25 protein-coding genes are annotated in these 26,256 nt (G+C 70.8%); 18 read left to right on the top strand and 7 right to left on the bottom strand.

Features of this window, described 5'->3' with window-relative positions; all coding sequences use genetic code 11:
• Positions 1–32: 32 nt before the first annotated feature.
• The 3 genes from C1M51_RS19370 to C1M51_RS17565 are packed head-to-tail and all read left to right on the top strand — an operon-like array spanning position 33 to position 2,919.
• On the top strand, positions 33–1,283 hold the full coding sequence (locus C1M51_RS19370; protein WP_129451821.1) for a pseudouridine synthase: 1,251 nt from the start codon (positions 33–35) through the stop codon (positions 1,281–1,283).
• Positions 1,280–2,263, top strand: coding sequence for a tRNA (adenosine(37)-N6)-dimethylallyltransferase MiaA (gene miaA / locus C1M51_RS17570; RefSeq protein ID WP_129451819.1), 984 nt, complete (start codon positions 1,280–1,282; stop codon positions 2,261–2,263). The genes C1M51_RS19370 and miaA overlap by 4 nt, the downstream gene beginning before the upstream one ends.
• Positions 2,260–2,919, top strand: a complete 660-nt coding sequence (locus tag C1M51_RS17565; RefSeq protein WP_207207774.1) for an ABC transporter ATP-binding protein — start codon at positions 2,260–2,262, stop codon at positions 2,917–2,919. Before miaA ends, C1M51_RS17565 begins: the two co-directional genes overlap by 4 nt.
• 780 nt (positions 2,920–3,699) lie before the next feature.
• Here C1M51_RS17565 and C1M51_RS17560 read toward each other — a convergent pair.
• Entirely contained in the window at positions 3,700–6,180 is a 2,481-nt protein-coding gene (locus C1M51_RS17560; RefSeq protein ID WP_129451817.1) for an SEC-C metal-binding domain-containing protein, read from the bottom strand.
• Positions 6,181–6,442: 262 nt separating this feature from the next.
• On the opposite strand from C1M51_RS17560, the gene C1M51_RS17555 reads away from it, so the two are divergent.
• On the top strand, positions 6,443–7,777 hold the full coding sequence (locus tag C1M51_RS17555; protein WP_129451815.1) for an AAA family ATPase: 1,335 nt from the start codon (positions 6,443–6,445) through the stop codon (positions 7,775–7,777).
• A 470-nt stretch (positions 7,778–8,247) separates the two neighbouring features.
• Here C1M51_RS17555 and C1M51_RS17550 read toward each other — a convergent pair whose 3' ends face one another.
• A complete protein-coding gene (locus tag C1M51_RS17550) occupies positions 8,248–8,616 on the bottom strand; it encodes a DUF1428 domain-containing protein (protein WP_129451813.1) in 369 nt (122 codons plus the stop codon).
• Between the two features lie 214 nt (positions 8,617–8,830).
• On the opposite strand from C1M51_RS17550, the gene C1M51_RS17545 reads away from it, so the two are divergent.
• The 3 genes from C1M51_RS17545 to C1M51_RS17535 are packed head-to-tail and all read left to right on the top strand — an operon-like array spanning position 8,831 to position 10,691.
• Entirely contained in the window at positions 8,831–9,556 is a 726-nt protein-coding gene (locus C1M51_RS17545) for an AzlC family ABC transporter permease (RefSeq protein ID WP_129451811.1), read from the top strand.
• Positions 9,546–9,854 (top strand): AzlD family protein, encoded by a 309-nt coding sequence (locus C1M51_RS17540; RefSeq protein WP_129451809.1) that lies wholly within the window; start codon positions 9,546–9,548, stop codon positions 9,852–9,854. The genes C1M51_RS17545 and C1M51_RS17540 overlap by 11 nt, the downstream gene beginning before the upstream one ends.
• Positions 9,855–9,887: 33 nt before the next feature.
• On the top strand, positions 9,888–10,691 hold the full coding sequence (locus tag C1M51_RS17535) for a 2-keto-4-pentenoate hydratase (RefSeq protein WP_129451807.1): 804 nt from the start codon (positions 9,888–9,890) through the stop codon (positions 10,689–10,691).
• Between the two features lie 19 nt (positions 10,692–10,710).
• Here the strand turns inward: C1M51_RS17535 and C1M51_RS17530 are convergent, their stop codons facing one another.
• Together C1M51_RS17530 and C1M51_RS17525 are read right to left on the bottom strand one after the other, a co-directional pair.
• Positions 10,711–11,343 (bottom strand): FMN-binding negative transcriptional regulator, encoded by a 633-nt coding sequence (locus C1M51_RS17530; protein ID WP_129451805.1) that lies wholly within the window; start codon positions 11,341–11,343, stop codon positions 10,711–10,713.
• 39 nt (positions 11,344–11,382) lie between these two features.
• Positions 11,383–12,006, bottom strand: coding sequence for a DJ-1/PfpI family protein (locus C1M51_RS17525; protein WP_129451803.1), 624 nt, complete (start codon positions 12,004–12,006; stop codon positions 11,383–11,385).
• Positions 12,007–12,070: 64 nt separating this feature from the next.
• On the opposite strand from C1M51_RS17525, the gene C1M51_RS17520 reads away from it, so the two are divergent.
• From C1M51_RS17520 to C1M51_RS17510, 3 genes are all read left to right on the top strand, one after another.
• Positions 12,071–13,405 carry a PLP-dependent aminotransferase family protein gene (locus tag C1M51_RS17520; protein ID WP_129451801.1) on the top strand — a complete coding sequence of 445 codons (1,335 nt, stop codon included), beginning with the start codon at positions 12,071–12,073 and terminating at the stop codon, positions 13,403–13,405.
• A 173-nt stretch (positions 13,406–13,578) separates the two neighbouring features.
• Positions 13,579–14,031, top strand: a complete 453-nt coding sequence (locus C1M51_RS17515) for an Hsp20/alpha crystallin family protein (protein WP_036235252.1) — start codon at positions 13,579–13,581, stop codon at positions 14,029–14,031.
• 31 nt (positions 14,032–14,062) lie between these two features.
• Positions 14,063–14,446, top strand: a complete 384-nt coding sequence (locus tag C1M51_RS17510) for an Hsp20/alpha crystallin family protein (protein WP_129451799.1) — start codon at positions 14,063–14,065, stop codon at positions 14,444–14,446.
• A 72-nt stretch (positions 14,447–14,518) separates the two neighbouring features.
• Here the strand turns inward: C1M51_RS17510 and C1M51_RS17505 are convergent, their stop codons facing one another.
• From C1M51_RS17505 to C1M51_RS17495, 3 genes are all read right to left on the bottom strand, one after another.
• Complete coding sequence (locus tag C1M51_RS17505) at positions 14,519–14,926, bottom strand: GreA/GreB family elongation factor (RefSeq protein ID WP_129451797.1); 408 nt, start codon at positions 14,924–14,926, stop codon at positions 14,519–14,521.
• Between the two features lie 311 nt (positions 14,927–15,237).
• Positions 15,238–15,885: a phosphatidylcholine/phosphatidylserine synthase gene (locus C1M51_RS17500; protein ID WP_129451795.1), complete on the bottom strand. Its 648-nt coding sequence runs from the start codon at positions 15,883–15,885 to the stop codon at positions 15,238–15,240.
• 51 nt (positions 15,886–15,936) lie between these two features.
• Positions 15,937–16,521, bottom strand: coding sequence for a flavin reductase family protein (locus C1M51_RS17495; protein ID WP_129451793.1), 585 nt, complete (start codon positions 16,519–16,521; stop codon positions 15,937–15,939).
• Positions 16,522–16,642: 121 nt separating this feature from the next.
• On the opposite strand from C1M51_RS17495, the gene C1M51_RS17490 reads away from it, so the two are divergent.
• The 8 genes from C1M51_RS17490 to C1M51_RS17455 all read left to right on the top strand — a co-directional run bounded on the left by C1M51_RS17490 (position 16,643) and on the right by C1M51_RS17455 (position 26,205).
• Positions 16,643–19,180, top strand: a complete 2,538-nt coding sequence (locus C1M51_RS17490; protein ID WP_129451791.1) for an FtsX-like permease family protein — start codon at positions 16,643–16,645, stop codon at positions 19,178–19,180.
• Positions 19,177–20,301 carry a lipocalin-like domain-containing protein gene (locus C1M51_RS17485; RefSeq protein WP_129451789.1) on the top strand — a complete coding sequence of 375 codons (1,125 nt, stop codon included), beginning with the start codon at positions 19,177–19,179 and terminating at the stop codon, positions 20,299–20,301. Before C1M51_RS17490 ends, C1M51_RS17485 begins: the two co-directional genes overlap by 4 nt.
• Before the next feature lie 86 nt (positions 20,302–20,387).
• Positions 20,388–22,217: an ABC transporter transmembrane domain-containing protein gene (locus C1M51_RS17480; RefSeq protein ID WP_129452256.1), complete on the top strand. Its 1,830-nt coding sequence runs from the start codon at positions 20,388–20,390 to the stop codon at positions 22,215–22,217.
• An 82-nt stretch (positions 22,218–22,299) separates the two neighbouring features.
• A complete protein-coding gene (locus tag C1M51_RS17475) occupies positions 22,300–23,007 on the top strand; it encodes an OmpA family protein (RefSeq protein ID WP_129451787.1) in 708 nt (235 codons plus the stop codon).
• Between the two features lie 39 nt (positions 23,008–23,046).
• The gene (locus C1M51_RS17470) at positions 23,047–23,877 is read left to right on the top strand and encodes a thymidylate synthase (protein ID WP_129451785.1); all 831 of its coding nucleotides are present in this window, start codon (positions 23,047–23,049) and stop codon (positions 23,875–23,877) included.
• A gap of 9 nt (positions 23,878–23,886) precedes the next feature.
• On the top strand, positions 23,887–24,384 hold the full coding sequence (locus C1M51_RS17465; protein ID WP_129451783.1) for a dihydrofolate reductase: 498 nt from the start codon (positions 23,887–23,889) through the stop codon (positions 24,382–24,384).
• Positions 24,385–24,509: 125 nt separating this feature from the next.
• Positions 24,510–24,677: a DUF2256 domain-containing protein gene (locus tag C1M51_RS17460; RefSeq protein ID WP_129451781.1), complete on the top strand. Its 168-nt coding sequence runs from the start codon at positions 24,510–24,512 to the stop codon at positions 24,675–24,677.
• A gap of 1 nt (position 24,678) precedes the next feature.
• Positions 24,679–26,205, top strand: a complete 1,527-nt coding sequence (locus C1M51_RS17455; protein WP_129452255.1) for a cryptochrome/photolyase family protein — start codon at positions 24,679–24,681, stop codon at positions 26,203–26,205.
• Positions 26,206–26,256: the final 51 nt, after the last annotated feature.

The following is a 26,256-nucleotide window of genomic DNA, read 5'->3' as shown; positions in this document are numbered from 1 at the left end:
CGGCGGCGCGCCATGATCCAATCGGCACCGACATGGCCACCCTCAAGCTCAAGAAGCCGGCGCCCGGCGCGCCCTCCTCTCCCGCGGCCGGACGCCGCGCCCCGCTGCGCAGCGGCGGCGTGAAGCCCGCGCGCCCGACGCTGGCGCAGGCCGAGGCCGAGCGCGCCCGCCAGCGCGCGGAAAGCACGCCCCCACCGCGGCCCGAGCGGACCGACGCACCGCCTCGCGCCGGCCGCACGGCACCCGCCGCGCCCGGCCGCCAGCGCAGCGACGCACCGCGCCCCTCCTCCCGCAGGGTGACCGACCAGCCCCCGCGCGGCCCGGGTCGGCCCGCTGCCGAGCGCTCGTCGCGTGACCCGAACCGCGCCTCCGAGCGAGCTGTCTCGCGCGATCCGGCCCGCGGGCCGAACTCCGACCGCCGCCCCCCGCGCACCGCCGACAGCGGTGCGCCGCGCCCCTTGGCCCGGCCTCCACAGCGCCCAGCGGCCCGCGCCGCCACCGCCGCGCCGGCCGCAGAGGCCCACCCGCGCCTGTCCAAGCGCATGAGCGAGCTGGGCCTGGCCTCGCGCCGCGAGGCCGACGAGTGGATCGAACGGGGCTACGTGCGCGTCGACGGCGAGGTGGTCGACCAGCTCGGCGCCCGCGTGCGCCCCGAGCAGCAGATCACCATCGACCCGCAGGCCCAGCTGGAGCAGGCGCAGCGCGTGACCATCCTGCTGCACAAGCCGCTGGGCTATGTGAGCGGCCAGGCCGAGGACGGCCACGCGCCGGCCTACACGCTGGTCACCGCCGCCACCCGCTGGGCCGGCGACGGCAGCAAGCAGCGCTTCAACGCCAGCCAGCTCAAGCACCTGGTGCCGGCCGGCCGCCTGGACCTCGACTCCACCGGCCTGCTGGTGCTGACGCAGGACGGCCGCGTCGCCAAGCTGCTGATCGGCGAGGACAGCCCGGTCGAGAAGGAATACGTGGTGCGCGTGCAGTGGACCGCCCGGCCCGAGCTCACCGACCTGAAGCAGCACTTCCCGCCCGAGGCCCTGGCGCGGCTGCGCCACGGGCTCGCGCTCGACGGCGAGAAGCTCCAGCCCGCCAAGGTGTCGTGGCAGAACGAGCAGCACCTGCGCTTCGTGCTGCGCGAAGGCAAGAAGCGCCAGATCCGCCGCATGTGCGAGCTGGTCGGCCTGAAGGTCGAGTCGCTCAAGCGCATCCGCATCGGCCGCATCGGCCTGGGCGAGCTGCCGCCGGGGCAGTGGCGCTACCTCGGGCCGTTCGAGACCTTCCTGTGAACGCGGACCTGCCCGCCACCGCCGGGCTGGACGCGCTGTGCCTGGCCGGGCCCACCGCCGCCGGCAAGACCGCGGCCGCGCTGGCGCTGGCGAGCGTGCTGCCGGTGGAGGTGGTCAGCGTCGACTCGGCGCTGGTCTACCGCGGCATGGACATCGGCACCGCCAAGCCCAGTGCCGCCGAGCGCGCCGCGGTGCCGCACCACCTGATCGACCTGATCGAGCCCAGCGCCGCGTACTCGGCCGCGCAGTTCGTCGCCGACGCACAGCGCGCCATGGCGGAGATACGCGCCCGCGGCCGGCTGCCGCTGCTGGTGGGCGGCACCATGCTGTACTTCAAGGCGCTGTTCGACGGCATCGACGCGCTGCCGCCGGCCGACCCGGCGATCCGCGCCGCGCTCGACGCCGAGGCCCGCGCGCGCGGCTGGCCGGCGCTGCACGCCGAGCTGGCCACGGTGGACCCGGCCACGGCCGCGCGGCTGGCACCGAACGACGCGCAGCGCGTGCAGCGCGCGCTGGAGGTGTGGCGTGCCACCGGCCAGCCGCTGTCCAGCTTCCACAGCGGGCGCTTCGACGTGGCGCCCGCCGCACCGCACCGCACCGCGCTGGTCTCGCTGGAGCCTGCCGAGCGCGGATGGCTGCACGCCCGCATCGGCGAGCGCTTCGCGGCCATGCTGCAGGACGGCCTGGTGGACGAGGTGCGCCGCCTGCGCGCACGCGGCGACCTGCACGCCGACCTGCCCTCGATGCGCTGCGTGGGCTACCGCCAGGCCTGGGCCGCGCTCGACGCCGGCGACCCGCCCGACCTGAAAGCGCTGCAGGAGCAAGGCAGCGCCGCGACGCGCCAGCTCGCCAAGCGCCAGCTCACCTGGCTGCGCGGCATGCCGTGGCGGCACACGGTGGCCTGCGATGCGCCGGACGCCAGCGCGCAGGTGGTGGCGCTGGCGCGGCGGCTGGTCGACGAGGGCCAGGCCGCGGCATGAGCCTGCTCGCCATCGACGGCCTGGCCAAGCGCTACGGCGACAGCCGAGTGTTCGAGCACGTCTCGCTGCGCATCGAGGCGGGCGAGTTCGTCGCGCTGCTCGGCGAATCGGGCGTCGGCAAGTCCACGCTGCTCAATGCCATCGCCGGGCTGGACACGGTGGACGCCGGCCGCGTGCTGCTGGACGGCGACGACGTGACCGCCCTGCCCGAGCGCGCGCTGGCGCAGTTGCGCCGCGCCCGCCTCGGCTTCGTGTTCCAGGCCTTCCACGTGCTGCCGCACCTGAGCGTGGCCGACAACGTGGCGCTGCCGCTGCTGCTGCTGGGCGCGCCCGATCCGGCGCGCGTGCAGTCGGTACTGGCCGCGGTGGGCCTGGCCGGGCTGGGCGAGCGCCTGCCGCAGCAGCTGTCGGGCGGCCAGCTGCAGCGCGTGGCGATCGCGCGTGCGGTGGTGCACCGGCCGCGCCTGATCCTGGCCGACGAACCCACCGGCAACCTCGACCCCGCCACCGCCGAGCGCGTGATGGACGTGCTGGCCCACGAGGTGAAGCAGGAAGGCACGGCCTGCCTGCTGGTCACGCACTCCCTGGCCGCGGCGGCGCGCGCCGACCGCGTGCTGCGGCTCACACCGGGCGGCGTGCAGCCGGCCACGGCCTGAGGGCGCGGCCGGCGTGGTGTGTGGCGGTGTGCCGACGAACTCTTTGTGGACACCTTGCGGACAGGCCGCATACGGATCGGTGACGAGCCCCTGCCTACGCTGCTGCGCGCCACGGGATCTTCAGGGGCTGATGACGGATTTCGCTCCTCATCAGCCAGACTTTGACTCGTGCGGAGTGGCTCCATGGCAGCGTCAGCGGTCCGTCGACTCTTTGCTGCCAACGGTAGCTTAGCGGCGCATCGCCGCCAGTGAGGTGGCGCTGGGCGTCAACGGTCGAGATGCAGCGGTTGCTGTCCTCGGGTCCCGCAAGTTCACCGGCAGCTACACCGCGGGCCGCCGCCCTTCGAGTCCGGTCAGCGACCCATCGCCGATCATCAGCGGTGGGCGTCGGCTTTGTGGCGACGATTCGGCAGTTGCTGCCATTTGCGACCGAGCCCCAAAAGTGTTATGTCAGCACCCGCGGGTGTTCTGCACTATTGGCGGCCCCTCGGTCTGCACAGCCCAAGGGCCAGGCGGCAGCATCTACGCCGGGGGAGTCGTGTCGCGGGCGAGTTCGGCGGTCACAGTGTCGCTCGGGGCTGGTCGCTGCTGCGCGAGATAGACGCCGGTGTAGGCGTTGCCGACCTTGTTTTTGCGGCTCGGCCGGACGCCGTCGGCGAATCTGCGGTTGCTGCGTCGCGTCCCGCCCCGTCTCCGCCCCATTGTTCGCACCGACCGCGGCCCGCCGGGCTCGTTGACTGCAAGCCTTTGTGGCAAGCACCGGGATGTCTCGCCCGCGGATCACCTGCGGTTTACCACCGAGCCGCAGCACTTCTTGAACTTCTTGCCCGACCCGCATGGGCATTGTTCGTTTCGCCCGATCCGTCCACCCGTTGCGATGGCCTTCTGAAGCCGTGCCTCGCGCAAGGCTTCACCGCGTGCTTGAAGTTTAGGCAGTTCGAAGACGTTGATGTCCGCACGTCGCAGGAACTCCCACTCGGCATCAACGAGTGCACCCGCGTCATCGTAGGAGAGTTCAAGAAGCACCCGCTCCGGCTCGTCATGCATCACCATGATCGCCCTCGCGTGGTCGCGCGTCTCATCTGCCGAGGGGCGGGGCCAGCGGGGGGTAAACGCGTAGGCTGTCAGGCGCACATCCCCGAAGGTCGAAAACGGACGAGGCTGCTTCGCCTCTGCCCGCTCAAGCTCTTGCGCGATCGTGTTGAACATCCGGTCACGCCAGTCTCCGCCTACGTCGAGCACGAAGGCCGCGATCGCAGAGCGACGCCTCTTGCCGCTCGCTCGCAAGAACTCGAGCAAGGCGGTCATGCCCGCGGGCATTTTCTGATGAAGAGGCGAGGGAAGGTCCGGGTCCGCTAGGCGCGCAGCAAAGAACCTGTCAATCTCCTGCCGGTACCCCAGGAATTGCAGGCGAGCCCTTCCTCCGCCACGAAGGTCGGCAGCGTGCTGGGGGTAGTGGTTGTGCTGGAGGTACAGACCCAAGTGGTCCAGTTCGTCGTCGAGTTGAAGGATGCTTGACTTGAACGCCTCTCTGCGCACCTGGACGAAATGCAGAAACTCGAGTGGATTGGTAAAGATGTCCGCGTACACGCGTAGGTCGTCCAGGGACAGTGACCATACGGGTTCGTTCCCCACGTCGACCCCGATAGACGACAGGTGTTGAACCTGCGCGGCAATCTCAGTGAAGGGGTCAAGCGTGACAGCGCAGACCGTGACTTGGCGATAGTCCTTGAGTCTCAGCCGGCCAGTCTCGTTTCCTGCTTGGTCAAGCAACGGCACCTCATCGGCGGTTTGCAGGTATCGAAGGAATCGGTTGCCTTGCTTCGCGGGCGCGGACACGAGGTTCTTGATCGACTGCACGTGCGCGTCGACATCGGTAGCGGGCGACGTGTAGGTGAACGAGCCTGACTTCACTTCGACGATGAACAGGTGATCGTCAATCGCAAGCACGCCGTCTGCCTCGTATCGAATGGCCGCGGCCCCAGCCTCGGCCAGCCAGTAGTAGATCTCTGTGAAGCACGTAGCGCCTGGCAGAAGCTGTTGCAAGTACTCGAACGGCAAAGTCTCGGTAACTTCCTTGCGAGCGTCGATCCAGGTCTGCTTCAGCCTTGGATCCTCTGCGAAAACGCGTTTCTCGAGCTGTCGGTAGAAGTGGTCGAACAAGCCGCTTTGGTCGAAGCAGTAGTACCGTCCGTCTAGCTTGAGGAAGGGTCGCCTGTGTATGGGCCAGACGCGCAACGGCCACCCCTTGAAGGGCCCTTCGGCGAAGAACTCTCCATCCTGGCCCGGAGCCCACGAAAAGTCCTCGAGGAACGCAGGCGGCAGGTTCGTCACCTTCTGCAAATCGAAAAGGTCGTAGAGAAGAAAGAGCCCGACCGCTCGGTTCTGTTCCGTCTCAAGTCCGTGACGGACGATCGACGCGCGCAGCAGTTCCCCGGGGTCGTCACCCTCCGCGATGCCAGCCTTGATGTCTGTGTCGAGTGCCGCAAGAGACTTCTTTCTGAACTCGTCCATGGCGACAAAGGCCTCTGCGAGGCCTTTGGTCAGTGAATGCCAGATCTTCGCTAGCTCATCGCACAATTGCTCGCTGCTCAGTCCGTAGAGACGCTGGACCGCTCCTGTCTGTGGTGCCAGCAGCTCTCGCAGTGCTTGAACCTGATGGTTCTGATACTGCTCTCCAGTGACATTGCACCAATGGAGCTGTGTCCGAAAGTGGAACTCATCGAACGCGGCGTCGATAGCCGCACCACTCTGGCGGCGCTCAGCTGTGGCGCACATAAAGTACTGCGAATTCAGCTTCTGAAAGATTGACTCGACCAGCTTCTGCAGCTTGCCCCAGGACTCATCGGTCAGATCACTCGGTGGATCTGCGACGGGCGGAGTGGCGGCAACCAGGCTCTGTACGTAGTCGATCATTCGTGCGGCGTGTGCGAGTTCGGGGCCGACCTCGACTTCGCTCTCAATCCCCAGGCTCGCGGCGCTTCGTTCGCCCCAGGCCCGGTGCAGCACTTTCAACGGGTTCAGCGTCGCCAACAGGGCCGATGCTTCGGCGACGTCCCGGTCAATCTCGCGCACCACCTGGCCATAGCCTGCGACGAGGCGCGCTTGGAACTTGTCGAACTCGCCCGGAGACCAGTCTGACTGCCAGACGACGTGACGGCCATATCTCGCCATGCGAAGAGGACCTGCGCTGAAGACCTCGTCAGGCCGCTGAGCCGCGCTGCGACGAGCAGACTTCTTATGCTTGTTGCGGCGCTTCATACGTCGATCCTGCCACAGGCGCTTCCTGGCTCTTGGTAGGCAGGGCGGCGCGGTACCGTTACATCATCGAGAAGGCCCGCCCACTTTTGGTGGGTAGGCCTTCGTGCCTGTCCTAGGCGTGTCAGCAGGAGAACGTAGATGACGGTCCCGCCGGTGACAATGCTGCAACCAGGCATTGGAAGATGGCTGCGAGCGACACTCGACCGGGGTAGTCGTGACTCCCGGCGCTTCCGAGTGCCAATGACGTGAAAGAAGGGTTGGGATGACCGAAGAGACGCCGGCGGATTCGAGTCGAACCGATGTTGGCCTCGCTGCGTCGTGCCTGTCCCAGGCAACCGCGCACTACCTGCGAGACGACGGGGACTTCAATGGTCTTCCGTTGGCACACATCTCGGCTGCAACGGGTCGCTCTTGGTCTGAGCTGCAGCAGGCCTTGACCGATCTTGTAGAGGCTGGTGCCGCACACGTTCACTGGGGTTACGTCGACGTCAACCCACATATCAACCGTCGTGGCTTCGCGCCCAAGGCGGCACAACTCGAGCATCTGAAGACGCTAGATGCCACCGAGTACTACACCTGCCTCTACCCCAGCGAGGATGTGTTGAAGGCGACGCCACCTGCTGGTGCTTACGCCAACAGGCCCTACACGCGCGAGCTTGCCCTTGGTGCAGCGCAGTTCGGCTACCGATCGTTCGAACTGCAGGTCCTGGAGACCTATCGAAACGATCCGCGGTACTACTACACCTGCTCCGACATCGGCGGGTCGATCTGCATCTCCTCGGAACACTCTCAAGGAGGTCAACAGGTGCGTGAGTCCGACCAGGTTTTGGTGGAAACCTTCGGCTTCTCGTACGACGAGCACAGAAACCGCGCGGTTGCGGTCTTCGTTCGGTACCTTCATGATCTCAGCGCTGAGCATCAACAGATGTGGCGTGCGCGGCAGCTAGAGGGATCGCACGGCCTGCATCCCGACTACTACCGAGCCAACGTTCTGGGGGAATGGCCAGAGCACATATCGCTACTCGAGGCGCTGTGCATCGAGGTCTGGCTCATCAACCAGATGGCGCAGGTCATCAGAAAGAGGCCGCTCTTCAGGCAGGACTTTGGCCAGCATGCAGAGAACCGACCGAAGAAGCTTGCCCTTCTCATCCGCCCGACCCTCGAAGAGTTCAACGCTGCCGTTCTGTTGCTGGACAAGGTGCTGTCTGACAACATTTCGACCAAGTTCTTCGAGGGCGCCATTCCGCTGGAGAGCGAGATGGAGCGACGAGACGGGAAGATCGAGGTTCGGCCCAAGGGAACGATCACCTTGCTCGACGAGTACTTGCGAAGCGTCTACCGCACCAATGACTGGAGCGTGTGGGACGAGGCGATCGCGTCGTTAAGGAAGGTGCGGAAGCTTCGGCAGAGCCCAGCGCATGCGGTCAAGGAAGACGTGTTTGACCCGGAGTACGCAAGGCAGTTTCGGGAACTCTGCGTCGAGGGGTACGGTGCGCTGCAAACATTGCGTACCTGCCTTCAGCGACACCCGGCGGTTCGGGGTGCCGGGATCGAAGTTCCGCATGCTCTGGAGGAAGGGAAAGTTTGGACTGAGTAGGCGGAGCCGAGGCTCGTTCCGGCGACCTCCGCAGTTGATTCAGAGTCCCCTGTGGCGCGGCCCACATCCAGCCCAGCGTTCGAGCGCTCCGCACCATCGGCAATTGAATTCTCTGATTCTGCCTGGGGTTTGCCTTCAGTCGCGAGTCTGGCCTCTATAACGGCTGCCTCGGACAGCAGCCACTGGCGGCCCCCAAAATGACTGTCTGCTAACAGTCTGAAGCTGCCCCATTCGCACCGCTATGCCCGTTTCGCAGCGGCTGCGGCCATCCGCGCAGCGCAACCATGGACACTCCGATCGGCATCAACCGGTCGTTGGGCTCATCTGTTTGCGCAGAACCGAGCGCGAGCTACCGGATGTGCAGCGTGCGCAAAACCGCGCGCTGCGGTAGTCGGTGGCGCCGGTGGCGTGCACCGAACGTCCACCGTGGTGCAGCCCCGTGCGGGTCCGGGTCCCGCAGGCCCCACCGCTCAAGCCTTCACTTCGACCACCTGTTCAAAGCCACCGAAGATCATCCGCTTGCCGTCGAAGGGCATCGGCGGATTGCCGGGGTTGGAGGGGTCCATGCGCGGGTCTTCCACCATCTTCTTCATGGCGGCGTCGCGCGTGGCCTTGTCCGGCCATTCGACCCACGAGAACGCCACCGTCTCCTCGGCCGTCGCCTGGACCGCGCGGCGAAAGTCGGTGACCTTGCCGTCGGGGACGTCATCGCCCCAACTCTCGATCACACGCGTTGCCCCCAGCTCGATGAACAGCGCGTCGAAATGACGCGCGTGCTCGATGAACTGCTGCTTGTTGGCCGTGGGAACCGCGATCACGAAACCGTCGATGTAGGACATGCCTGGACTCCTGGCGAGGGTGGACCGGTCGACGCACCCGCCCGGGCGCGCCTCCTGCCTTCACGACGAACGAAAGGTGGCTGATTCGACAGGGCCGCTGACACTGTAGGTCACCCTGCGCATCATGCGGTTCTCGATGTTTCCGCTGAACGAAAGTGTGTGATGCGAACTTTGCGCTTTTCGGAACCCTGCAAAGCAGCCACAGTCACGCCCCATGACTCCGCATGACCCGTTCCTCGCGCAAGGCACCCTCACCCGCCCGCTGGTGTGGGCCGGTTTCCGGCAGATGACGCCGATCGCCGCCTTCGTGCTGGTCTTCGGCGCGGCCTTCGGCCTGGCGGCCACCCAGCACGGCCTGCACGCCGGCTGGGCGGTGGCCATGAGCGCGCTGGTGTTCGCCGGCGCGGCGCAGTTCGCGGTGCTCGACCTGTGGGGGTCGCAGGTGCCGGTGCTGCCGCTGGTGCTGACGGTGTTCGCCATCAACGCCCGCCACCTGCTGATGGGCGCCACGCTCTACCCCTGGCTGCGCCCGCTGTCGGCCCGCCGGCGCTACGGCGTGATGGTGCTGGCCTCGGACGCCAACTGGGCCATGGCGCTGCAGGCCTTCGGGCGCGGCCAGCCGGGCTTCGGCCAGCTGCTGGGCGGCGGCCTGGCGCTGTGGCTGTTCTGGGTGCTCGGCACCTGGCTGGGCACGCAGGTGGGCGACCTGATCGCCGACGCGCGGCGCTGGGGGCTGGACATGGTGATGGGCTGCTTCCTGCTGGCCATGGCGGTGGGCGGACAGGCGAAGAACCTGCGCCTGCTCGCCATCTGGGCGGTGGCGGCCGGCGCCTCGCTCGCCGCCTGGCGCTGGCTGCCCGAGAACAGCCACGTGGTGGTGGGGGCCGTGGCCGGCGGCCTGCTGGGCATGGTCTGGAAGGAGCAGCGCCGTGAGCCTTGATTCGCTGGGCTGGGGCACGCTGCTGATCGTGGCCGTGATGGCGCTGGTCACGCTGGCCACGCGCTGGGGCGGCGTGTTCGTCATGTCCTTCGTGCCCATCGGCCCGCGGGTGCAGCGCTTCATCGAGGCCATGTCGGGCTCGGTGCTGATGGCGCTGCTGGCGCCGCTGGCGGTGCAGGGCGACGGCGGTGCGCGGCTGGCGCTGGCCACCACCGCGGCGGTGATGCTCGTGCTGAAGAAGCCCCTGCCCGCCATCGCCGCCGGCATCGTGGCGGCGGCGGTGTTCAGGCAGTTCTGACGGCGAGCGCCCGTCAGGCAACATCGCCGGACCATGCCGCCCGCCGCCCACGACGCCGCCCAGCTGCTCTGGCGCTGCCGCCAAACAGGCAGCGTCATCGACGCCCTGCCCGACGCGCTGCGCCCCGGCGATGCCGCGGCCGGCCATGCGATCCAGGCCGCGCTGGCCCAGGTGGCCGGCAGCCCGGTGGTCGGCTGGAAGATCGCCGCCACCAGCGCGGCCGGGCAGGCGCACATCCAGGTCGACGGCCCGCTGCCGGGGCGCATCCTGAGCAGCTTCGTGCACGCTATGGGCGCCACGCTGTCGCTCGCCGGCAACCGCATGCGCGTGGTCGAGCCCGAGTTCGCGTTCCGCCTGGGCGCTGCGCTGCCGCCGCGCGGCACGCCCTATGCCGTCGACGAAGTGCTGGCGGCCGTCGCGTCGCTGCACCCGGCCTTCGAGCTGCCCGATTCGCGCTTCGCCGATTTCGCCCGCGCCGGCCTGGCGCAGCTGATCGCCGACGACGCCTGCTGCGGCCGCTTCGCGTTCGGGCCGGCGGTGGCGCCGGCGGCGTGGCGCGGGGCCGATCTGGCGGCGCAGGCCGTGCACGCCACCGTGCGGGCCGCGGACGGCAGCGTGCGCTGCACGCGCCGCGGCGAAGGACGCGCGCTGCTCGGCGATCCGCGCACCGCACTCACCTGGCTGGCCAACGAGCTGTCCTCGCTGGGCGTCGGCCTGCGCGCCGGCGACTGGGCGTCGTGCGGGACCTGCATGGTGCCGCTGGCGGTGCAGCCGGGCGACCGTGTCGAGGCCGACTACGGCAGCTTCGGCGTCATCGAGATCGGCGTGTCCCGCTAGGGCCGCCTGCGGCGGCAGCTCACGCGGGCGGACCGGCGGCCCGCATCGCCTCGCCGAGTTCGGTGTCGCCCTGGTCGATCAGGACCTGCGCCGCGCTCACGCGATCGCGCGTCTCGCGGTTCTGGCTGAGCTTGAACTTGCCCACCAGGCGCGCCACCGCGATCTCCAGGCCCACGATGGACTTCAGCATCGCGTCGATGTAGTCGCTGGGCGCGTCGCCCATCTTCCACGGGCGGGGCTGGCCGGCCTCGTGCTGGCGCGTGAGCCGCGCCACCAGGCCGCGCACGTAGCGCTCGTCGTTGCGCACGGTGATGGTCCCGTGGGCATGGACCACCCGGTAGTTCCAGGTGGGCACCAGCTTGTGCGCCTCGTGTTTGCTGGGGTACCAGTTGGGCGAGACGTAGGCCTGCGCGGCACGGAACACCACCAGCACCTCGTCGCCGTCGGCCACGCTCTGCCACAGCGGGTTGTCGCGGGCCACGTGGGCGCGCAGCACGCCGTGCGGGCCCACGCCGGTGTCCAGCTCGAATGGCACGTGGTTCGCGTCGAGGCCGCCGCTGCCGTGGGTGACCAGCATGCCCAGCGGGTGACGGGCGATCAGGTCGTGCAGGGCCTCGGGCCGCCGCTCCTCGAAATGGCTGGGCAGGTACATCCTGGCTCCCCGGCAGATGGGTTTCGAACGGCCCGATTGTCAGGCGGCTGCCGGTTCGGCGCCCGCGAGATATGGCCCGATGTTGCGCATCGCCTGCGCCACATAGGCCTCCTTCTCACCCACCGGCGCCACGTAGTGCAGCGCGCTCTCGGCCGCGGCCACGCCCTGCAGCCGCGCGATGACCCACGCCGCCAGGTAGGCCGACGCCAGGCAACCGCCCGCGGTGGCGAGGTTGCCGCGCGCGAAGAAAGGCTGGTTCAGCACGTCGACGCCGGCCTCCTGGACCCAGGGTTTGGTGATCAGGTCGGTGCAGGCCGGCACCTCGTGCAGCAGGCCCAGCTTCGCCAGCACCAGCGTGCCGGAGCATTGGGCACCCAGCAGCTGCCGGGTGGGGTCGAGCGGCTTCAGTTGATGCATCAGCGCGGTATCGGCGATCACCTCGCGGGTCTGCAGGCCGCTGCCCACGATCACGGCGTCGGCCGTCACGGCGTCCTGCAGCGAGGCCTGGGCCTCGATGACCACGCCGTTCATCGAACGGACCCGGGCGCTCGGGCTGGCGATCGACACGCGCCAGCCGGGCTGCTTGACGCGGTGGAGGATGCCGAGGGCGATCAAGGAGTCGAGCTCGTTGTAGCCCTCGAAGGTGAGGATGGCGATGTGCATGGCCTCGATGCTAGGCGTGCCAATCAATACAATCAAATAATTGTCATGCATACAACATCGCCCCATGGCCCAGGCCCGGTACAAGCAGGTCGTCGACCGGTTCGCCGCTGAGATCACGGGCGGCCGCCTGCCGCCCGGCACCCGCCTGCCCACGCACCGGCAGCTCGCGGCCGACGAGGGCCTGGCGCTGGTGACGGCCAGCCGCGTCTATGCCGAGCTGGCGACCATGGGCCTGGTGAGCGGCGAGACCGGCCGCGGTACCTTCGTCAAGGAAACGGCGGTGCCGCGTGGCCAGGGCGTGGACCAGCACGCGGTGGCGGCCGACATGCTGGACCTGAACTTCAACTACCCGTCGCTGCCGGGCCAGGCCGAGCTGTTGCGGAACGCGCTGCGCCAGCTGGCCGCGGCCGGCGACCTGGAGGCGCTGCTGCGCTACCAGCCGCATGGCGGCCGCCCGCACGAGCGGGCCTCGGTGGCGCGGCATCTGGCGCGCCGCGGGCTCACCGTGCCGGGCGAGCAGGTGATGCTGGTCGACGGCGCGCAGCACGGCCTGGCCACCACCGTGATGGCGCTGCTGCAGCCCGGCGACGTGGTGGCGGTCGACGCCCTCACCTACCCCGGCTTCAAGCTGCTCGCCGAGGCCCACCGGCTGGAACTGGTGGCGGTGCCCGCCGGCACCGACGGCCCCGACCCGGACGCGCTGGCCGCGCTGTGCCGGCGCCGCCGCGTCAAGGCGCTGTACGCCATGCCGACGATGCACAACCCGCTGGGCTGGGTGATGAGCGCGAGCCGCCGCCGCGCCCTGGTGGCGGTGGCGCGGCGACACGGGCTGCTGGTGATCGAGGACGCCGCCTACGCCTTCCTGGTGGAGCAGGCGCCGCCGCCGCTGGCGGCGCTGGCACCGGAGACCACGGTCTACGTGTCGGGCTTCTCCAAGAGCGTGGCCACCGGCCTGCGCGTGGGCTGCGTGGCCGCGCCGCCGCAATGGGTGGGCGCTATCGAGCGCGCGATCCGCGCCACCACCTGGAACACGCCGGGCGTGATGACCGCCATCACCTGCGGCTGGATCGACGACGGCACGGTGGACCGGCTGGAAGCCGGCAAGCGCCGGGACGCGCGCGCGCGCCAGCAACTCGCCGCACAGGTGCTGGGCGCGCTGCGGCGCGTGAGCCACCCGGCCTCGTACTTCGTCTGGCTGCCGCTCGCCGAAGAGGTGCGCGCCGACCAGGTGGCCGCGGCGCTGATGCGCGAGCGCGTCTCGGTGTCCACCGCCGAGCCCTTTGCCACGTCGGCGCGGGTGCCGCACGCGATCCGGCTGGCGCTGGGCTCGGTGGACTTCGACACGCTGCGCGAGGCTCTGGAGACCGTGGCGGCGGTGATCGCCGAGCGCACGTACTGAGAGGCATCGACCCTTCGCACGCGGTCGAAGGCGGTCGCCGCGGCGGCGCGCCCGGCCTCCGCATGGCCGCGCTTCCGACCCCTTGAAACCGCCGCACCGGCCCCTACTTCGAGAACCGAGCCGGCGGGTCGGTCTCCTGCCGGTGCCAACCCCTGCATCGGAGGACATACACCATGTACGAATCGATCCTGAATCACCCGTACAGCCTGTTTGGCCAGTTCGAGCGCCTGCGTCGTGAACTCGACGACGTGTTCGGCGTTTCCGGGTTGCCCAACAGCATCCGCTCGGTCGCGGCGGGCACGACCCCGGCGATCAACATCGGCCGCACCGCCAGCAGCGTGGAGATCTACGCCTTCGCGCCCGGCCTGGACGCGTCGAAGATCGAGGTCACGCTCGACCGCGGCGTGCTGCGCATCTCGGGCGAGCGCGCGCCGGGCATCCCGACCGGCGACCCCAAGGTGCAGGTCTATGCCCGCGAACGCGGCACTGGCCGCTTCGCCCGGGCGATCTCGCTCCCCGACGACGTGGATGCCGCACACGTGAACGCGAGCTACCGCGACGGCGTGCTGCAGGTCAGCGTGGCGCGCCGCGAATCGGCCCAACCCCAGCGCATCACCGTGCAGTGACGCGCCAGCACGACACACAGGAGAACCCATCATGAGCGACAAGAAGCAAGTGACCGCCCGCGCCGCCGTCGACACCGAACAGCAACGTGCCGTGTCACCCGCGGTCGATGTGTTCGAGGACGCCTCCGGCATCACGCTGCTGGCCGACATGCCCGGCGTGCCCAGGGATCAGCTGGATCTGAAGATCGAGGGCGACGCACTGCTGATCGAAGGCGCGGTGCAGCAACCCACGCCCGATGGCCTGGAGGCGGTGTATGCCGAAGTGCGGGTGCCGCGCTACCGGCGCAGCTTCACGCTGAGCCGGGAGCTCGACACGGCGCGCATCGACGCCAACCTGAAGGACGGCGTGCTGACCGTGCGGATCCCCAAGCAGGCGCACGCGCAGCCGCGGCGGATTGCCGTGACCGCGGGCTGAAACCTCGGGCCGCCGTCGGCGTGCGGCGCCCTCGAAGCACGCGGGGGCGCCCGCGGGTCGGGGCGATGACCGCTACATCGCGTAGTCGCCGCTGGCCTCGGGCTGGAACAGCAGGGCCACCACCTCGGCGGCCCGCGCCTCGCCCGCGGGCGTGGACCAGCGCGCCACGGCGCCGACCGTCAGCCCCAGCAGGCTGCAGCCCACCGGCGACAGCACCGACACGAAACCTGCCGCGGGCTCCGCGTCGGCCGGGTAGCAGAGCGTGAGCCGGCTGCGCAGGCCGCTGGCCAGGTCGTGCAGCAGCACCTGCGAATACATGGTCACCACGTCGGGCCGGACCTGGCGGGAGGGCACGACGGTGCAGGCGTCGAGCAGGGGCTCGATCGCCGCGGCGGCGGCGGGACGCTGACGGCGCGCGAGGCTCAGCAGACGAACATGGTCCAGCTCGGTGAGCGTGCGCTCGAGTGTCAAGACTTCCACGGGGCATTCCTTCGATCAGGGGCGCCGTGCCGGGCCATCGCCGGCACACGCCATCGCGCGGGCTGGGGGCCCGGCGATCGGAGGTTTGCGCAGAGGGGGTGGAGGTGATCGCCGGGCCTAGGGGTGTGCGGCCGGCAGACGGGTGCGCATGCCCGCCCCGGCCCGCAAGGCGGGTCCGCGCAGCGCGGCGGTGCGGGCAAGGGAGCACATGGCGGCACTCTAGGCGGCCCTCCTCAGGGACGCAACGGACGGCGGCCAAGTCGCACTGCGGCGTGGGCGTATTGCCTCGACGGCGGACCGGGACGCTGCGCTCAGATCTTCGGGATGCGCAGCGTCTTGCTGATCATCAGCGTGCCCGACAGCGCGAACATCAGCACCAGCGGGTGCAGCGTCCAGCCGGCGATCGACCAGGCGCCGCCGGGCAGCGGCGCCGTGAGGCCGCCCTGCTGCCACGCGATGGCCGCGAGCACCGCGGTCAGCACCACGCTGGTGGGAATGGGCGTGCCCTCGAAGTACGGCACCTTGGCGGCGCCGGCCGACAGGCTCTCGGCGGTGACGTTGTAGCGCGCCAGCCGGCTCACGCCGCAGCAGACGAAGTAGATCAGCACCACCACGTCCCAGCCGCCGCGCAGGCCCGCGGCGAACGCCAGCGCGGCCGGGGCCACGCCGAAGGAGATCACGTCGGCCAGCGAATCGAGCTCGCGGCCCAGCGCCGAGTGCTGCTGCCGCCAGCGCGCCACGCGGCCGTCGAGCCAGTCGAACGCGAAGGCCAGCGGCGCCATCGCGGCAGCCCACAGGAAGTCGGACAGCTTGCCGCTGCCCATGTAGAGCATCGCCAGGAACACGCCGGCCGTGCCGCAGGCGGCGTTGCCCAGCGTCACGAAGTCCGCGAGATGGAAGCCGCGGATCATCGACAGGTGGCGCGGGGGCGGCTTGGATGGCGGTGTGTCGTGGGGCATGCAGACCTCGGCGAGTGCGGGCAGTGCTGAATTGCAGGGACGGCGATGGTCTCAGTGGCTGTCGCCAACCGGCGCCGCCCTGACGATGCGCGAGGGCACGGCGAACGTGCCGCCGCCCAGGTGGTGCAGCGTGTGCAGCTCGGCGTTGTCGTCGCGGAACGACCAGCGCCCGTCGGCGAACACGCGCGGGTCGGCCTGCGCCGAGACCACCTCGCCGAACACGGTGTCGTAGGCCGCCTCGGTGTGCGGCTCGGGGATGCGGCGCAGCTCCAGCCAGGCCACGCAGCCTTCGACGAGCGGCAGGCCCAGCACCGGACCCGGCGTGAAGCGGAGGCCGAAGCGGGCGAACTTGTCGACCTCGCGCCCGCTCTCGCTGCCCACGGCGTAGCTCAGGTCAGCCAGCGCCGCGCACGGCAGGCCGATCGCGAAACGGCCGCTGGCCTCGAGCAGCTCGCGCGTGTAGGTCTTCTTGTCGACCACCACCGCGATGCGCGGCGGCGTGAACTCCACCGGCATCGACCAGGCCGCGGCCATCAGGTTGCGGCGGCCTCCGTGTTCGGTGGCGATCAGCACCGTGGGACCGTGGTTGACCAGGCGGCTGGCATGGTCGAGGGTAACGGGGTGCATCGGCATCATGCGGGCAGTCTACGGGCGCTGCAGCGTTAGCATCGGCGCCGTCATGAAGCGCACCGTGCCCCAGCAGCCCCACGGAAGCTTCTTCGCCAGCGTGGCGGCGGTGGCGCGCTGAGCGAGCGCGATGAGCCTGACCCCCCTGCTGCGCCACCTGTCGTGGCCCGAGCTGCGGCACCACGCCGCACGCCACGCCATCGCCGTGCTGGCGGTGATGCTGGGCGTGGCGCTGGCGTTCTCGGTGCACCTGATCAACGCGTCGGCGCTGTCGGAGTTCGGCGCGGCGGTGCGCAGCGTCAACGGCGAGCCCGACCTGAGCCTGCGCGCCGTGAGCGGCAGCGGTTTCGACGAGGCGCTCTACGGCCGCGTGGCCACGCACCCGCAGGTGGTGCTGGCGTCGCCGGTGGTCGAGGTGGACACCTATGCGCTCGACGCGCAGGGCCGGCGCGTGGCGCTGCGGGTGCTGGGGCTCGATGCGCTGGTGGCCCCGGCGCTCTCGCCGACCCTGCTGCCCGAGCCGGCCGCCGGTGCCGGCCGCCTGGCGATGCTGGACCCCGGCGCGGTGTTCCTGAACCCGGCCGCGCAGGCGCTGCTGAAGCCGGACGACGGCGACGGACTCCTGCGCGTGCAGAGCGGCCTGCATCTCGTGTCGCTGCGCATCGCCGGCGGCAGCAGCGCGCCGGGCGTGCCACTGGCCCTGATGGACCTGGCCGGCGCGCAGCAGGCCTTCGAGCGGCTGGGCCGGCTGAGCCGCATCGACCTGCGCTTCAGCGCCGGCGCCGACCCGCAGCGCGTGCTGCGCGAGCTGGCGCTGCCGGCCGACGTGCGCGCCGCGACGCCGGGTGAATCGGCGCAGCGGCTCAGCAACGTGTCGCGCGCCTACCGCGTGAACCTCACGGTGCTGGCGCTGGTGGCGTTGTTCACCGGGGCCTTCCTGGTGTTCTCGGTCCTGTCGCTGTCGGTCGCGAAGCGGCTGCCGCAGTTCGCGTTGCTGGGCGTGCTGGGGCTGGGCGCGCGCGAGCGGCTGCAGTGGGTGCTGGCCGAATCGGCGCTGCTCGGGCTGGTGGGCAGCGCGCTGGGCCTCGCGCTCGGCACGGCGCTCGCGCTGGGCGCGCTGCGCTGGCTGGGCGGCGATCTCGGCGGCGGCTACTTCGCCGGCGTGGCCCCGCGGCTGCAGTTCGGGCCGCTCGCAGCGCTCGTCTACGGCGGACTGGGCGTGGTGGCGGCGCTGGTGGGCGGCTGGCTGCCCGCGCGCGCGGCGCAGCGCATCGCACCGGCCCAGGCCTTGAAGGGCCTGGGCGAGGCCGGCGCGCGCACGCGGCGGCCGTGGCTCGGGCCACTGCTGATGCTGGCCGGCGCGCTGCTGGCGCTGGCGCCGCCGATCGCCGGCCTGCCGATCGCCGCCTACGTGGCGGTGGCGCTGCTGCTGGTCGGCGGCATCGCCTGCGTGCCGGCCGGCGTGGGCCTGCTGCTGCGCGCGGTGCGGGTCCCTGCCTCGAGCGCCGCCTGGTTGCTGGCCACGCAGCGCGCGCGCCACCAGCGCGCCAGCGCGACGGTGGCGGTCGCCGGTGTGGTGGCCAGTCTGGCGCTGGCGGTGGCGCTGACCGTCATGGTGGCGAGCTTCCGCGACGCGGTGACGCGCTGGCTCGACACGGTGCTGCCGGCCGACCTGTACGTGCGCACCGCGACCGTGAGCGCCAGCAACGACACGGCCTGGCTGCCGCCCGATTTCGTGGCGCGCGCCGGCGCCCTGCCCGGCGTGCGCCGCCTCGAGACGCTGCGCGCCCTGCCGCTGTCGCTCGACGCGGCCCGCCCACCGCCGGTGCTGATCGCACGGCCGCTGGCCGACGCGCAGCGCACGCTGCCACTGGTGGGCGAGCTGCTGCCGGCCGCGCCGGGGGGCGAGCCCGGCGTGTTCGTGAGCGAGGCGATGGTGGCGCTGTACGGCGCCGCGCCAGGCACGCGCCTCGTGCTGCCGCTGACGCACCGCGACGGCCACGCGCTGCCCACGCGCTTCTTCGTGCGCGGCGTGTGGCGCGACTACGCGCGCCAGCAGGGCGCGCTGGTGGTCGACGCGCAGGATTTCGTGGCGCTCACCGGCGACACGCGCGTGAACGACCTGGCACTCACGCTCGCGCCCGGCGCCGACCCGGCCGCGCTGCAGCAGGCGCTGCGCGCGCTGGCGCCCGACCCGGCGCTGCTCGAGTTCGCGCAGGCCGGCGAGATCCGCGCGAGCTCGCTGCGCATCTTCGACCGCAGCTTCGCGGTCACCTACTGGCTGCAGGCCGTGGCGATCGCGATCGGGCTGTTCGGCATCGCGGCCAGCTTCTCGGCGCAGGTGCTGGCGCGGCGCAAGGAGTTCGGCCTGCTGGCGCACCTGGGCTTCACGCGCGGCCAGGTGCTGGCCATCGTGGCCGGCGAAGGCGTGGCGTGGACGGCGGCCGGCGCCCTGCTCGGCCTGGCACTCGGGCTGGCGGTGAGCGTGGTGCTGGTGCATGTGGTCAACCCGCAGAGCTTCCACTGGACGATGGAGCTGCTGGCGCCCTGGGGCCGGCTGGCGGCGCTGTGCGCCGCGGTAGTGGCCGCCGGCACGCTGACCGCGGCCGTCGCGGCGCGTCGCGCGGTCTCGCAGGACGCCGTGCTCGCGGTGAAGGAAGACTGGTGAACGACAAGCCCCTGCCGCTGTCGCGCCGCGCGCTGCTGCTGGCCTGTGCGCCGGGCTTCGGGCTGGGTGTGGGCGCCGCACGCGCGGCGCCGGTGGTGCGGGCCGGCACGCCCATCGTGCTGCCGCGCGACTTCGGTTCGCACCCCGAGTACCGCACCGAATGGTGGTACGTGACCGGCTGGCTCGAGCCCGCCGCAACGTCTGAACCATTCGGCTTCCAGGTGACGTTCTTCCGTTCGCGCACCGACGTGGCCGCCGCCGACCACCCGAGCCGCTTCGCCGCGCGGCAGCTGCTGTTCGCGCATGCCGCGCTCACCGATCCGCGGGCCGGCCGGCTGCGCCACGACCAGCGCACCGCCCGTGCCGGCTTCGGCATTGCCGAGGCGGCCACCGCCGACACCGACCTGCGGCTGCGCGGCTGGCAGCTCCTGCGAGTCAGCGCCGCGGCGTCTGGCGCGCACCACTACCGCGCCGTGGTCGACGCCACCGCCCAGGGCTACACCTTCGACCTGCGGCTCGACGCGACGCAGCCGGTGCTGCTGCAGGGCGACGCCGGCTATTCGCGCAAGGGCCCGGCCCCCGAGCAGGCGAGCCACTACCTCAGCGAGCCGCAGCTCTCCGTCGGCGGCACGCTGCGCGTGGAGGGCCGCGCGCTCGCGGTGACCGGCCGTGCCTGGCTCGACCACGAATGGAGCGAGGCGCTGATGCACCCCGACGCGGTGGGCTGGGACTGGGTCGGCATGAACCTCGACGACGGCGGCGCCCTCACCGCCTTCCGGCTGCGCCGCGCCGACGGCTCGGCGCTGTGGGCCGGCGGCAGCTTCCGGCCGCGCGGCGGCGCGGTGCGCACCTTCGGCCCCGACGAGGTGCGCTTCACGCCACTGCGGCGCTGGCGCAGCCCGGCGACGCAGGCCGAGTACGCGGTGGCCTGGCAGCTCGACACGCCGGCCGGCTCGCACCACGTGCGCGCCCGTCTGGACGCCCAGGAGCTCGACAGCCGCGGCTCGACCGGCTCGGTCTACTGGGAGGGCCTGAGCGACCTGTTCGAGGCCTCCAGCGGCACGCGCACCGGCCGTGGCTACCTGGAAATGACTGGCTATGCGAGCCCGCTGAAGCTGTAGCCGCGCCGCGCGCAGGGCCGCAGCGTCAGGGCCCCACGGCGGGGGCTGCTTACACTGCGGGCCCCATGGCCTCTTCCACTTCCACGATGTCCCAGGCCGTCACCGGCGGCGCCGCTGCCGGCGCCGGCGCCAAGGCGCGCTCGGTCCGCCCCTTGCGCGGCCTGCTGCCCTTCCTGAAGCCCTACCGCGGCCGCATCGTGCTGGCCGGGCTGTTCCTGGTGGGGGCCGCGCTGACCACGCTGGTGTTCCCGGTGGCGCTGAAGGCGCTGATCGACCAGGGCCTGGTCAGCAGCGACCCCGGCGAGCGCGTGCTGGCGCTGCGCGGCCACTTCTTCGCGCTGTTCGGCGTGGGCGCGGCACTGGGCCTGTTCTCGGCGCTGCGCTTCTACATGGTCACCTGGCTCGGCGAGCGCATCACCGCCGACCTGCGCAATGCGGTCTACGCGCACGTGGTGAAGCAGAGCCCGCAGTTCTTCGAGACCACGCAGACCGGCGAGGTGCTGTCGCGCCTGACCACCGACACGACGCTGGTGCAGACGGTGGTGGGCTCCAGCCTCAGCATGGGCCTGCGCAACACCGTGATGGGCCTGGGCGCTCTCGTCATGCTGGTGATCACGAACCCGGTGGTGATGGCGCAGGTGCTGGGCATCCTGGTGCTGGTGGTGCTGCCGGCGCTGTGGTTCGGCCGCAAGGTGCGCAGCCTGTCGCGCGCCAGCCAGGACCGCGTGGCCGATTCGAGCGCGATCGCCGCCGAGGTGCTGAACGCGGTGCCGGTGGTGCAGAGCTACACGCAGGAGGCGCGCGAGGCGCAGCGCTTCGACGCCTCCACCGCTCGCGCCTTCGCCACCGCGGTGCGCCGCACTCGCATGCGCGCCGGGCTGGTGGCCTTCATCATCACGGCCACCTTCGGCGCGCTGCTGTGGGGCCTGTACCAAGGCACGCAGGCGGTGATCCGCGGCGAGATCAGCGCCGGCCATCTGGGCCAGACGGTGGTCTACGTGATCCTGCTGGTGAGCTCGGTCGCGGTGCTGGCCGAAGTGTGGGGCGACCTGCTGCGCGCGGCCGGTGCCAGCGAGCGCTTGATGGAACTGCTGGCCACGCGCTCGCCGATCGAGAGCCCCGCGCAGCCGCGGGCGCTGGCGGCGGCGCCCACCGGCTCGCGCGTGAGCCTGCGCGAGGTGCTGTTCCGCTATCCGTCGCGACCCCTGACGCCGGCACTGGACGGCGTGACGATCGACGTGGAGCCGGGCCAGACGGTGGCGCTGGTGGGTCCCAGCGGCGCCGGCAAGAGCACGGTGTTCCAGCTGCTGCTGCGCTACTACGACGCCCAGGGCGGCACGGTGGCGATCGACGGCGTGCCGGTGCGCGAGGCCGACCTGGGCGCGCTGCGTTCGCGCATCGGCCTGGTGCCGCAGGACAGCGTGATCTTCTCGACCAGCGCGCTGGAGAACATCCGCTACGGCCGACCCGAGGCGAGCGACGAGGAGGTGATGGCCGCGGCGCGGGCCGCGCACGCCGACGCCTTCATCCGCGCGCTGCCCGAGGGCTATGCCAGCTTCCTGGGCGAGCGCGGCGTGCGGCTGTCGGGCGGGCAGCGCCAGCGCATCTCGATCGCGCGTGCGATCCTGAAGAACGCGCCGCTGCTGCTGCTGGACGAGGCCACCAGCGCGCTCGACAGCGAAAGCGAGCGCGCGGTGCAGGCCGCGCTGGACGAGGCGATGCGCGGCCGCACGACGCTGGTCATCGCCCACCGGCTGGGCACGGTGATGCACGCGGACCGCATCGTGGTGCTCGACGCCGGGCGCGTGGTGGACAGCGGCACGCACACGGAACTGCTGGCCCGCAGCGGGCTCTACCAGCGGCTGGCAGCGTCGCAGTTCTCCGATGCGCCGGCGATGGCGGTCAACGACGCCTGAGACGGGCGCGTTGTAACGAACGCTTGCAGCGCCCCCGGCGCCGCGCCGTACAAAGACGATCCCGGACCTCGAAGGAATTGCCATGACGATCACCTCCTCCCGCAAGTCGATCCCCACGCTCTCGATCGTCGCGCTCACCGCGGCCGCGCTGCTGGCCAGCGGCTGCGCCAACATGAGCCAGGAGCAGCAGGACACCGCCAAGGGCGCCGGCATCGGCGCGGCCGTCGGCGCGGTGGCCGGCGTGCTGATCGGCGACAGCAAGAAGGGCGCGGCCACGGGCGCGGCGATCGGCGCGCTGGGCGGCGCGGTGGCCGGCAACGTGTGGTCGAAGAAGATGGAAGAGAAGCGCCGTGCGATGGAACAGTCCACCCAGGGCACCGGCGTCGACGTGACGCGCACCGCCGACAACCAGCTCAAGCTCAACGTGCCGAGCGACATCTCCTTCGACACCGGCAAGTCGGCCATCAAGCCCGAACTGCGCACCGTGCTCGACAGCTTTGCCAACGGCCTGGCCAACGACCCGGCGCTGCAGGTGCGCGTGATCGGCCACACCGACAGCACCGGCAGCGACGCGATCAACAACCCGCTGTCGGTCGACCGCGCGCAGAGCGTGCGCGACTATCTGGCCGGCCGTGGCATCCAGCCGGCACGCATCGAGACCTCGGGCCGCGGCTCGCACGAGCCGATCGCCGACAACACCAGCGAGGCCGGGCGCGCGAAGAACCGCCGCGTGGAGATCCTGCTGCGCGAGCCGGAACAGGCCGGCGCCCCGGCCGCCCCGAAGTCCTGAACCGGCGCGGCCGCGGGGCCCGCTGCCTACAATCTGCAGATGTCAGCTCTTCCTTCCCCCTCGCCCCGCCCCGCCCGTTCCCAGTACGAGGACTTCCTGCGCCACGTGCGCGACCACGGCGTGGTCAAGGCCGACCGCACCGGCACCGGCACCACCAGCGTGTTCGGCCACCAGATGCGCTTCGATCTGCGCGAGGGCTTCCCGCTGGTGACGACCAAGAAGGTCCACCTGAAGAGCATCGTGCTCGAGCTGCTGTGGTTCCTGCGCGGCGACGGAAACGCCTCCTGGCTGCAGGAACGCGGCGTGACGATCTGGGACGAGTGGGCCGCGCCCGACGGCGACCTCGGCCCCGTCTATGGCGTGCAGTGGCGCAGCTGGCCCACGCCGGATGGCGGCCACGTCGACCAGATCGCCGAGGTGGTGAAGCAGCTCAAGACCAACCCCGACTCGCGCCGCATCATCGTGAGCGCCTGGAACGTGGCCGACCTGCCGAAGATGGCGCTGATGCCCTGCCACGCGTTCTTCCAGTTCTACGTGGCCGAGGGCCGGCTGTCGTGCCAGCTCTACCAGCGCAGCGCCGACATCTTCCTCGGCGTGCCCTTCAACATCGCCAGCTACGCGCTGCTGACGCACATGCTGGCGCAGCAGTGCGACCTGGAGGTCGGCGACTTCGTCTGGACCGGCGGCGACTGCCACATCTACAGCAACCACCGCGAGCAGGTCGAGCTGCAGCTCTCGCGCACACCGCGCCCGTACCCCACGCTGCAGATCAAGCGCCGGCCCCCGTCGATCTTCGACTACGCCTACGAGGACTTCGAGATCATCGGCTACGACCCGCACCCGGCCATCAAGGCGCCGGTCGCGGTCTGAGGCCTCCCGATGGAACTCTGGCTGATCGCCGCGGTGGCGCGCGACGGCGCCATCGGCCGTGCCGGAACGATGCCGTGGCACCTGCCGCAGGATCTGGCTCACTTCAAGCGCACGACGCTGGGCTGTCCGGTGGTGATGGGCCGCAAGACCTGGGAGTCGTTGCCGCCGCGTTTCCGGCCTCTGCCGGGCCGGCGCAACGTGGTCGTGACGCGCAATGCCGCCTGGCAGGCCGACGGCGCCGAGGCCGCGCCCTCGCTCGACGCCGCGCTCAAGCGCCTGCGCGAAGCGGAGCGGGTGTTCGTCATCGGCGGCGGTGAGCTCTACGCCCAGGCGCTGCCTCGCGCCGACGGCCTGGTGCTGACCGAGGTCGACACCGACGTGCCGGACGCCGACACGCACTTTCCCTTCTGGGATCGCGGCGCCTTCACCGAAGCCACGCGCGAGAGCCACGCCGACGGTGCGCCCTGGCCCTACCACTTCGTGCGCTACGAGCGCGTCCCTCGCTGAAACCGCACATCAGGCAGCGACGATCCTTTGGACGTTCAATCAGAGGTCGCGGACCATGACAACCTCTCCCCGAACGGCCGCGACCGCCTCGAAGCGGTTCGGAGTTCGGTTCGGCCTCGCCGCCAATGACATCGTCCACCCCCGCATACCGCGGCAACAAGGCCGCCTTGCCCAGCAAGCCTTGCGTGGCCTGCGGCCGGCCGATGAGCTGGCGCCGTCGCTGGGCGCGCACCTGGGATGAGGTGAAGTTCTGCTCCGACGCGTGCCGGCGCGCCAAGGGAGCCCGTGGCTGAGATGCGCCACCTGGTCGTGGTGCTGGGCGATCAACTGGAGCTGCACGCTGCCGCGTTCGACGGCTTCGACGCCGCACGCGACGCGGTGTGGATGGCCGAGGTGGCTGAGGAATCAGCGCATGTGTGGTCCAGCCAACCGCGCACGGTGATGTTCCTCGCCGCGATGCGCCACTTCGCGCTCGCCCTGCGTGCGGCCGGACGGACCTTGCACTACGCCCCGCTCGACGATCCCGCCACGCACGGCAGCCTGCAGGCGCAGTTGCGCGCCGACATCGAGCGCCTGCGCCCCACCGGCCTCGTGATGACGGCCCCAGGCGACTGGCGCGTGCTGCAGGCGATCAAGTGCGTGGCGCAGGCGCAGGGCCTGCCGCTCGAGATCCGCGAGGACCGCCACTTTTACGGCAGCGTGCGCGAGTTCGCGGCCCACGCGCGCGGCCGCAAGGCGCTGCGCATGGAGTACTTCTACCGCGAGATGCGCAAGCGCCACGGCGTGTTGATGCACGGAGACGAGCCCGAGGGCGGCCAGTGGAATTTCGACGCCGAGAACCGCGAGGCCTTCGGTGCCGCCGGCCCGGGCGCCGTGCCGCCGCGTGCGGTGTTCGAGCCCGATGCGCTCACGCGCGAGGTGATCGCGCTGGTCGAGAAGCGCTTCGGCACCCATCCCGGCCGACTCGATGGTTTTGCCTGGCCGGTGACGCGTGCACAGGCACTCGTCGCGCTGCAGCGCTTCATCACCGAGCGCCTGCCGCTGTTCGGCCACTACCAGGATGCGATGTGGCCCGGCGAACCCTGGCTGTACCACGCCCACCTGGCGGCCGCGCTGAACCTGAAGCTGCTGAACCCGCGCGAGGTCGTGGACGCGGCCGTAGCGGCCTACCGCGGGGGCGCCGCGCCGCTGGCCGGCGTGGAAGGCTTCGTGCGCCAGATCCTCGGCTGGCGCGAGTACGTGCGCGGCATCTACTGGACCCGCATGCCGGGCTATGCCGAGCTCAATGCACTGGACGCCCGCGAAGACCTGCCCGCCTGGTACTGGACCGGCGACACCGAGATGGCCTGCCTGCGCGACGCGATCACGCAGACGCTACGGCACGGCTACGCGCACCACATCCAGCGACTGATGGTCACCGGCCTGTACGCGCTGATGCTGGGCGTGCAGCCGCAGCAGGTGCACGCCTGGTACCTGGCGGTGTACGTCGATGCGGTGGAGTGGGTGGAACTGCCCAACACCCTGGGCATGAGCCAGTACGCCGACGGCGGCCTGATGGCCAGCAAGCCCTATGCGGCGACTGGCAGGTACATCCAGCGCATGAGCCCGCACTGCCAGGGCTGCCGCTACGACCCCGCCCAGCGCACAGGCGAGAAGGCCTGCCCGTTCACCACGCTGTACTGGGATTTCCTGATGCGCCACGAGGCGATGCTGGCCGGCAATCCGCGCATGGTGCTGCAGGTGAAGAACCTGGCGCGCCTGGACGAAGCCCAGCGGGAGGCGATCCGCGATCGCGCCCGGGCGCTGCGCCGCGCCTTGTAGGATGGCGGCCTCTGCGCAGCCGGACCCGCGGCCGGCACACCCTCTGGAATC

This window comes from Methylibium sp. Pch-M (assembly GCF_004136295.1).
GTDB classification, from domain to species: domain Bacteria; phylum Pseudomonadota; class Gammaproteobacteria; order Burkholderiales; family Burkholderiaceae_C; genus Methylibium; species Methylibium petroleiphilum.
The sequence above is the reverse complement of the archived record's forward strand: the minus strand, read 5'-3'. Positions and strand labels throughout refer to the sequence as shown.

Excerpts from the sequence above, each read along its gene's own strand:
- C1M51_RS19370 (WP_129451821.1), top strand. The coding sequence starts at position 33 with ATGGCCACCCTCAAGCTCAAGAAGCCGGCGCCCGGCGCGCCCTCCTCT.
- C1M51_RS17565 (WP_207207774.1), top strand. The coding sequence starts at position 2,260 with ATGAGCCTGCTCGCCATCGACGGCCTGGCCAAGCGCTACGGCGACAGC.
- C1M51_RS17560 (WP_129451817.1), bottom strand. The coding sequence starts at position 6,180 with ATGAAGCGCCGCAACAAGCATAAGAAGTCTGCTCGTCGCAGCGCGGCT.
- C1M51_RS17555 (WP_129451815.1), top strand. The coding sequence starts at position 6,443 with ATGACCGAAGAGACGCCGGCGGATTCGAGTCGAACCGATGTTGGCCTC.
- C1M51_RS17550 (WP_129451813.1), bottom strand. The coding sequence starts at position 8,616 with ATGTCCTACATCGACGGTTTCGTGATCGCGGTTCCCACGGCCAACAAG.
- C1M51_RS17545 (WP_129451811.1), top strand. The coding sequence starts at position 8,831 with ATGACTCCGCATGACCCGTTCCTCGCGCAAGGCACCCTCACCCGCCCG.
- C1M51_RS17535 (WP_129451807.1), top strand. The coding sequence starts at position 9,888 with ATGCCGCCCGCCGCCCACGACGCCGCCCAGCTGCTCTGGCGCTGCCGC.
- C1M51_RS17530 (WP_129451805.1), bottom strand. The coding sequence starts at position 11,343 with ATGTACCTGCCCAGCCATTTCGAGGAGCGGCGGCCCGAGGCCCTGCAC.
- C1M51_RS17525 (WP_129451803.1), bottom strand. The coding sequence starts at position 12,006 with ATGCACATCGCCATCCTCACCTTCGAGGGCTACAACGAGCTCGACTCC.
- C1M51_RS17520 (WP_129451801.1), top strand. The coding sequence starts at position 12,071 with ATGGCCCAGGCCCGGTACAAGCAGGTCGTCGACCGGTTCGCCGCTGAG.
- C1M51_RS17515 (WP_036235252.1), top strand. The coding sequence starts at position 13,579 with ATGTACGAATCGATCCTGAATCACCCGTACAGCCTGTTTGGCCAGTTC.
- C1M51_RS17510 (WP_129451799.1), top strand. The coding sequence starts at position 14,063 with ATGAGCGACAAGAAGCAAGTGACCGCCCGCGCCGCCGTCGACACCGAA.
- C1M51_RS17500 (WP_129451795.1), bottom strand. The coding sequence starts at position 15,885 with ATGCCCCACGACACACCGCCATCCAAGCCGCCCCCGCGCCACCTGTCG.
- C1M51_RS17495 (WP_129451793.1), bottom strand. The coding sequence starts at position 16,521 with ATGATGCCGATGCACCCCGTTACCCTCGACCATGCCAGCCGCCTGGTC.
- C1M51_RS17490 (WP_129451791.1), top strand. The coding sequence starts at position 16,643 with ATGAGCCTGACCCCCCTGCTGCGCCACCTGTCGTGGCCCGAGCTGCGG.
- C1M51_RS17480 (WP_129452256.1), top strand. The coding sequence starts at position 20,388 with ATGTCCCAGGCCGTCACCGGCGGCGCCGCTGCCGGCGCCGGCGCCAAG.
- C1M51_RS17475 (WP_129451787.1), top strand. The coding sequence starts at position 22,300 with ATGACGATCACCTCCTCCCGCAAGTCGATCCCCACGCTCTCGATCGTC.
- C1M51_RS17470 (WP_129451785.1), top strand. The coding sequence starts at position 23,047 with ATGTCAGCTCTTCCTTCCCCCTCGCCCCGCCCCGCCCGTTCCCAGTAC.
- C1M51_RS17465 (WP_129451783.1), top strand. The coding sequence starts at position 23,887 with ATGGAACTCTGGCTGATCGCCGCGGTGGCGCGCGACGGCGCCATCGGC.
- C1M51_RS17460 (WP_129451781.1), top strand. The coding sequence starts at position 24,510 with ATGACATCGTCCACCCCCGCATACCGCGGCAACAAGGCCGCCTTGCCC.
- C1M51_RS17455 (WP_129452255.1), top strand. The coding sequence starts at position 24,679 with ATGCGCCACCTGGTCGTGGTGCTGGGCGATCAACTGGAGCTGCACGCT.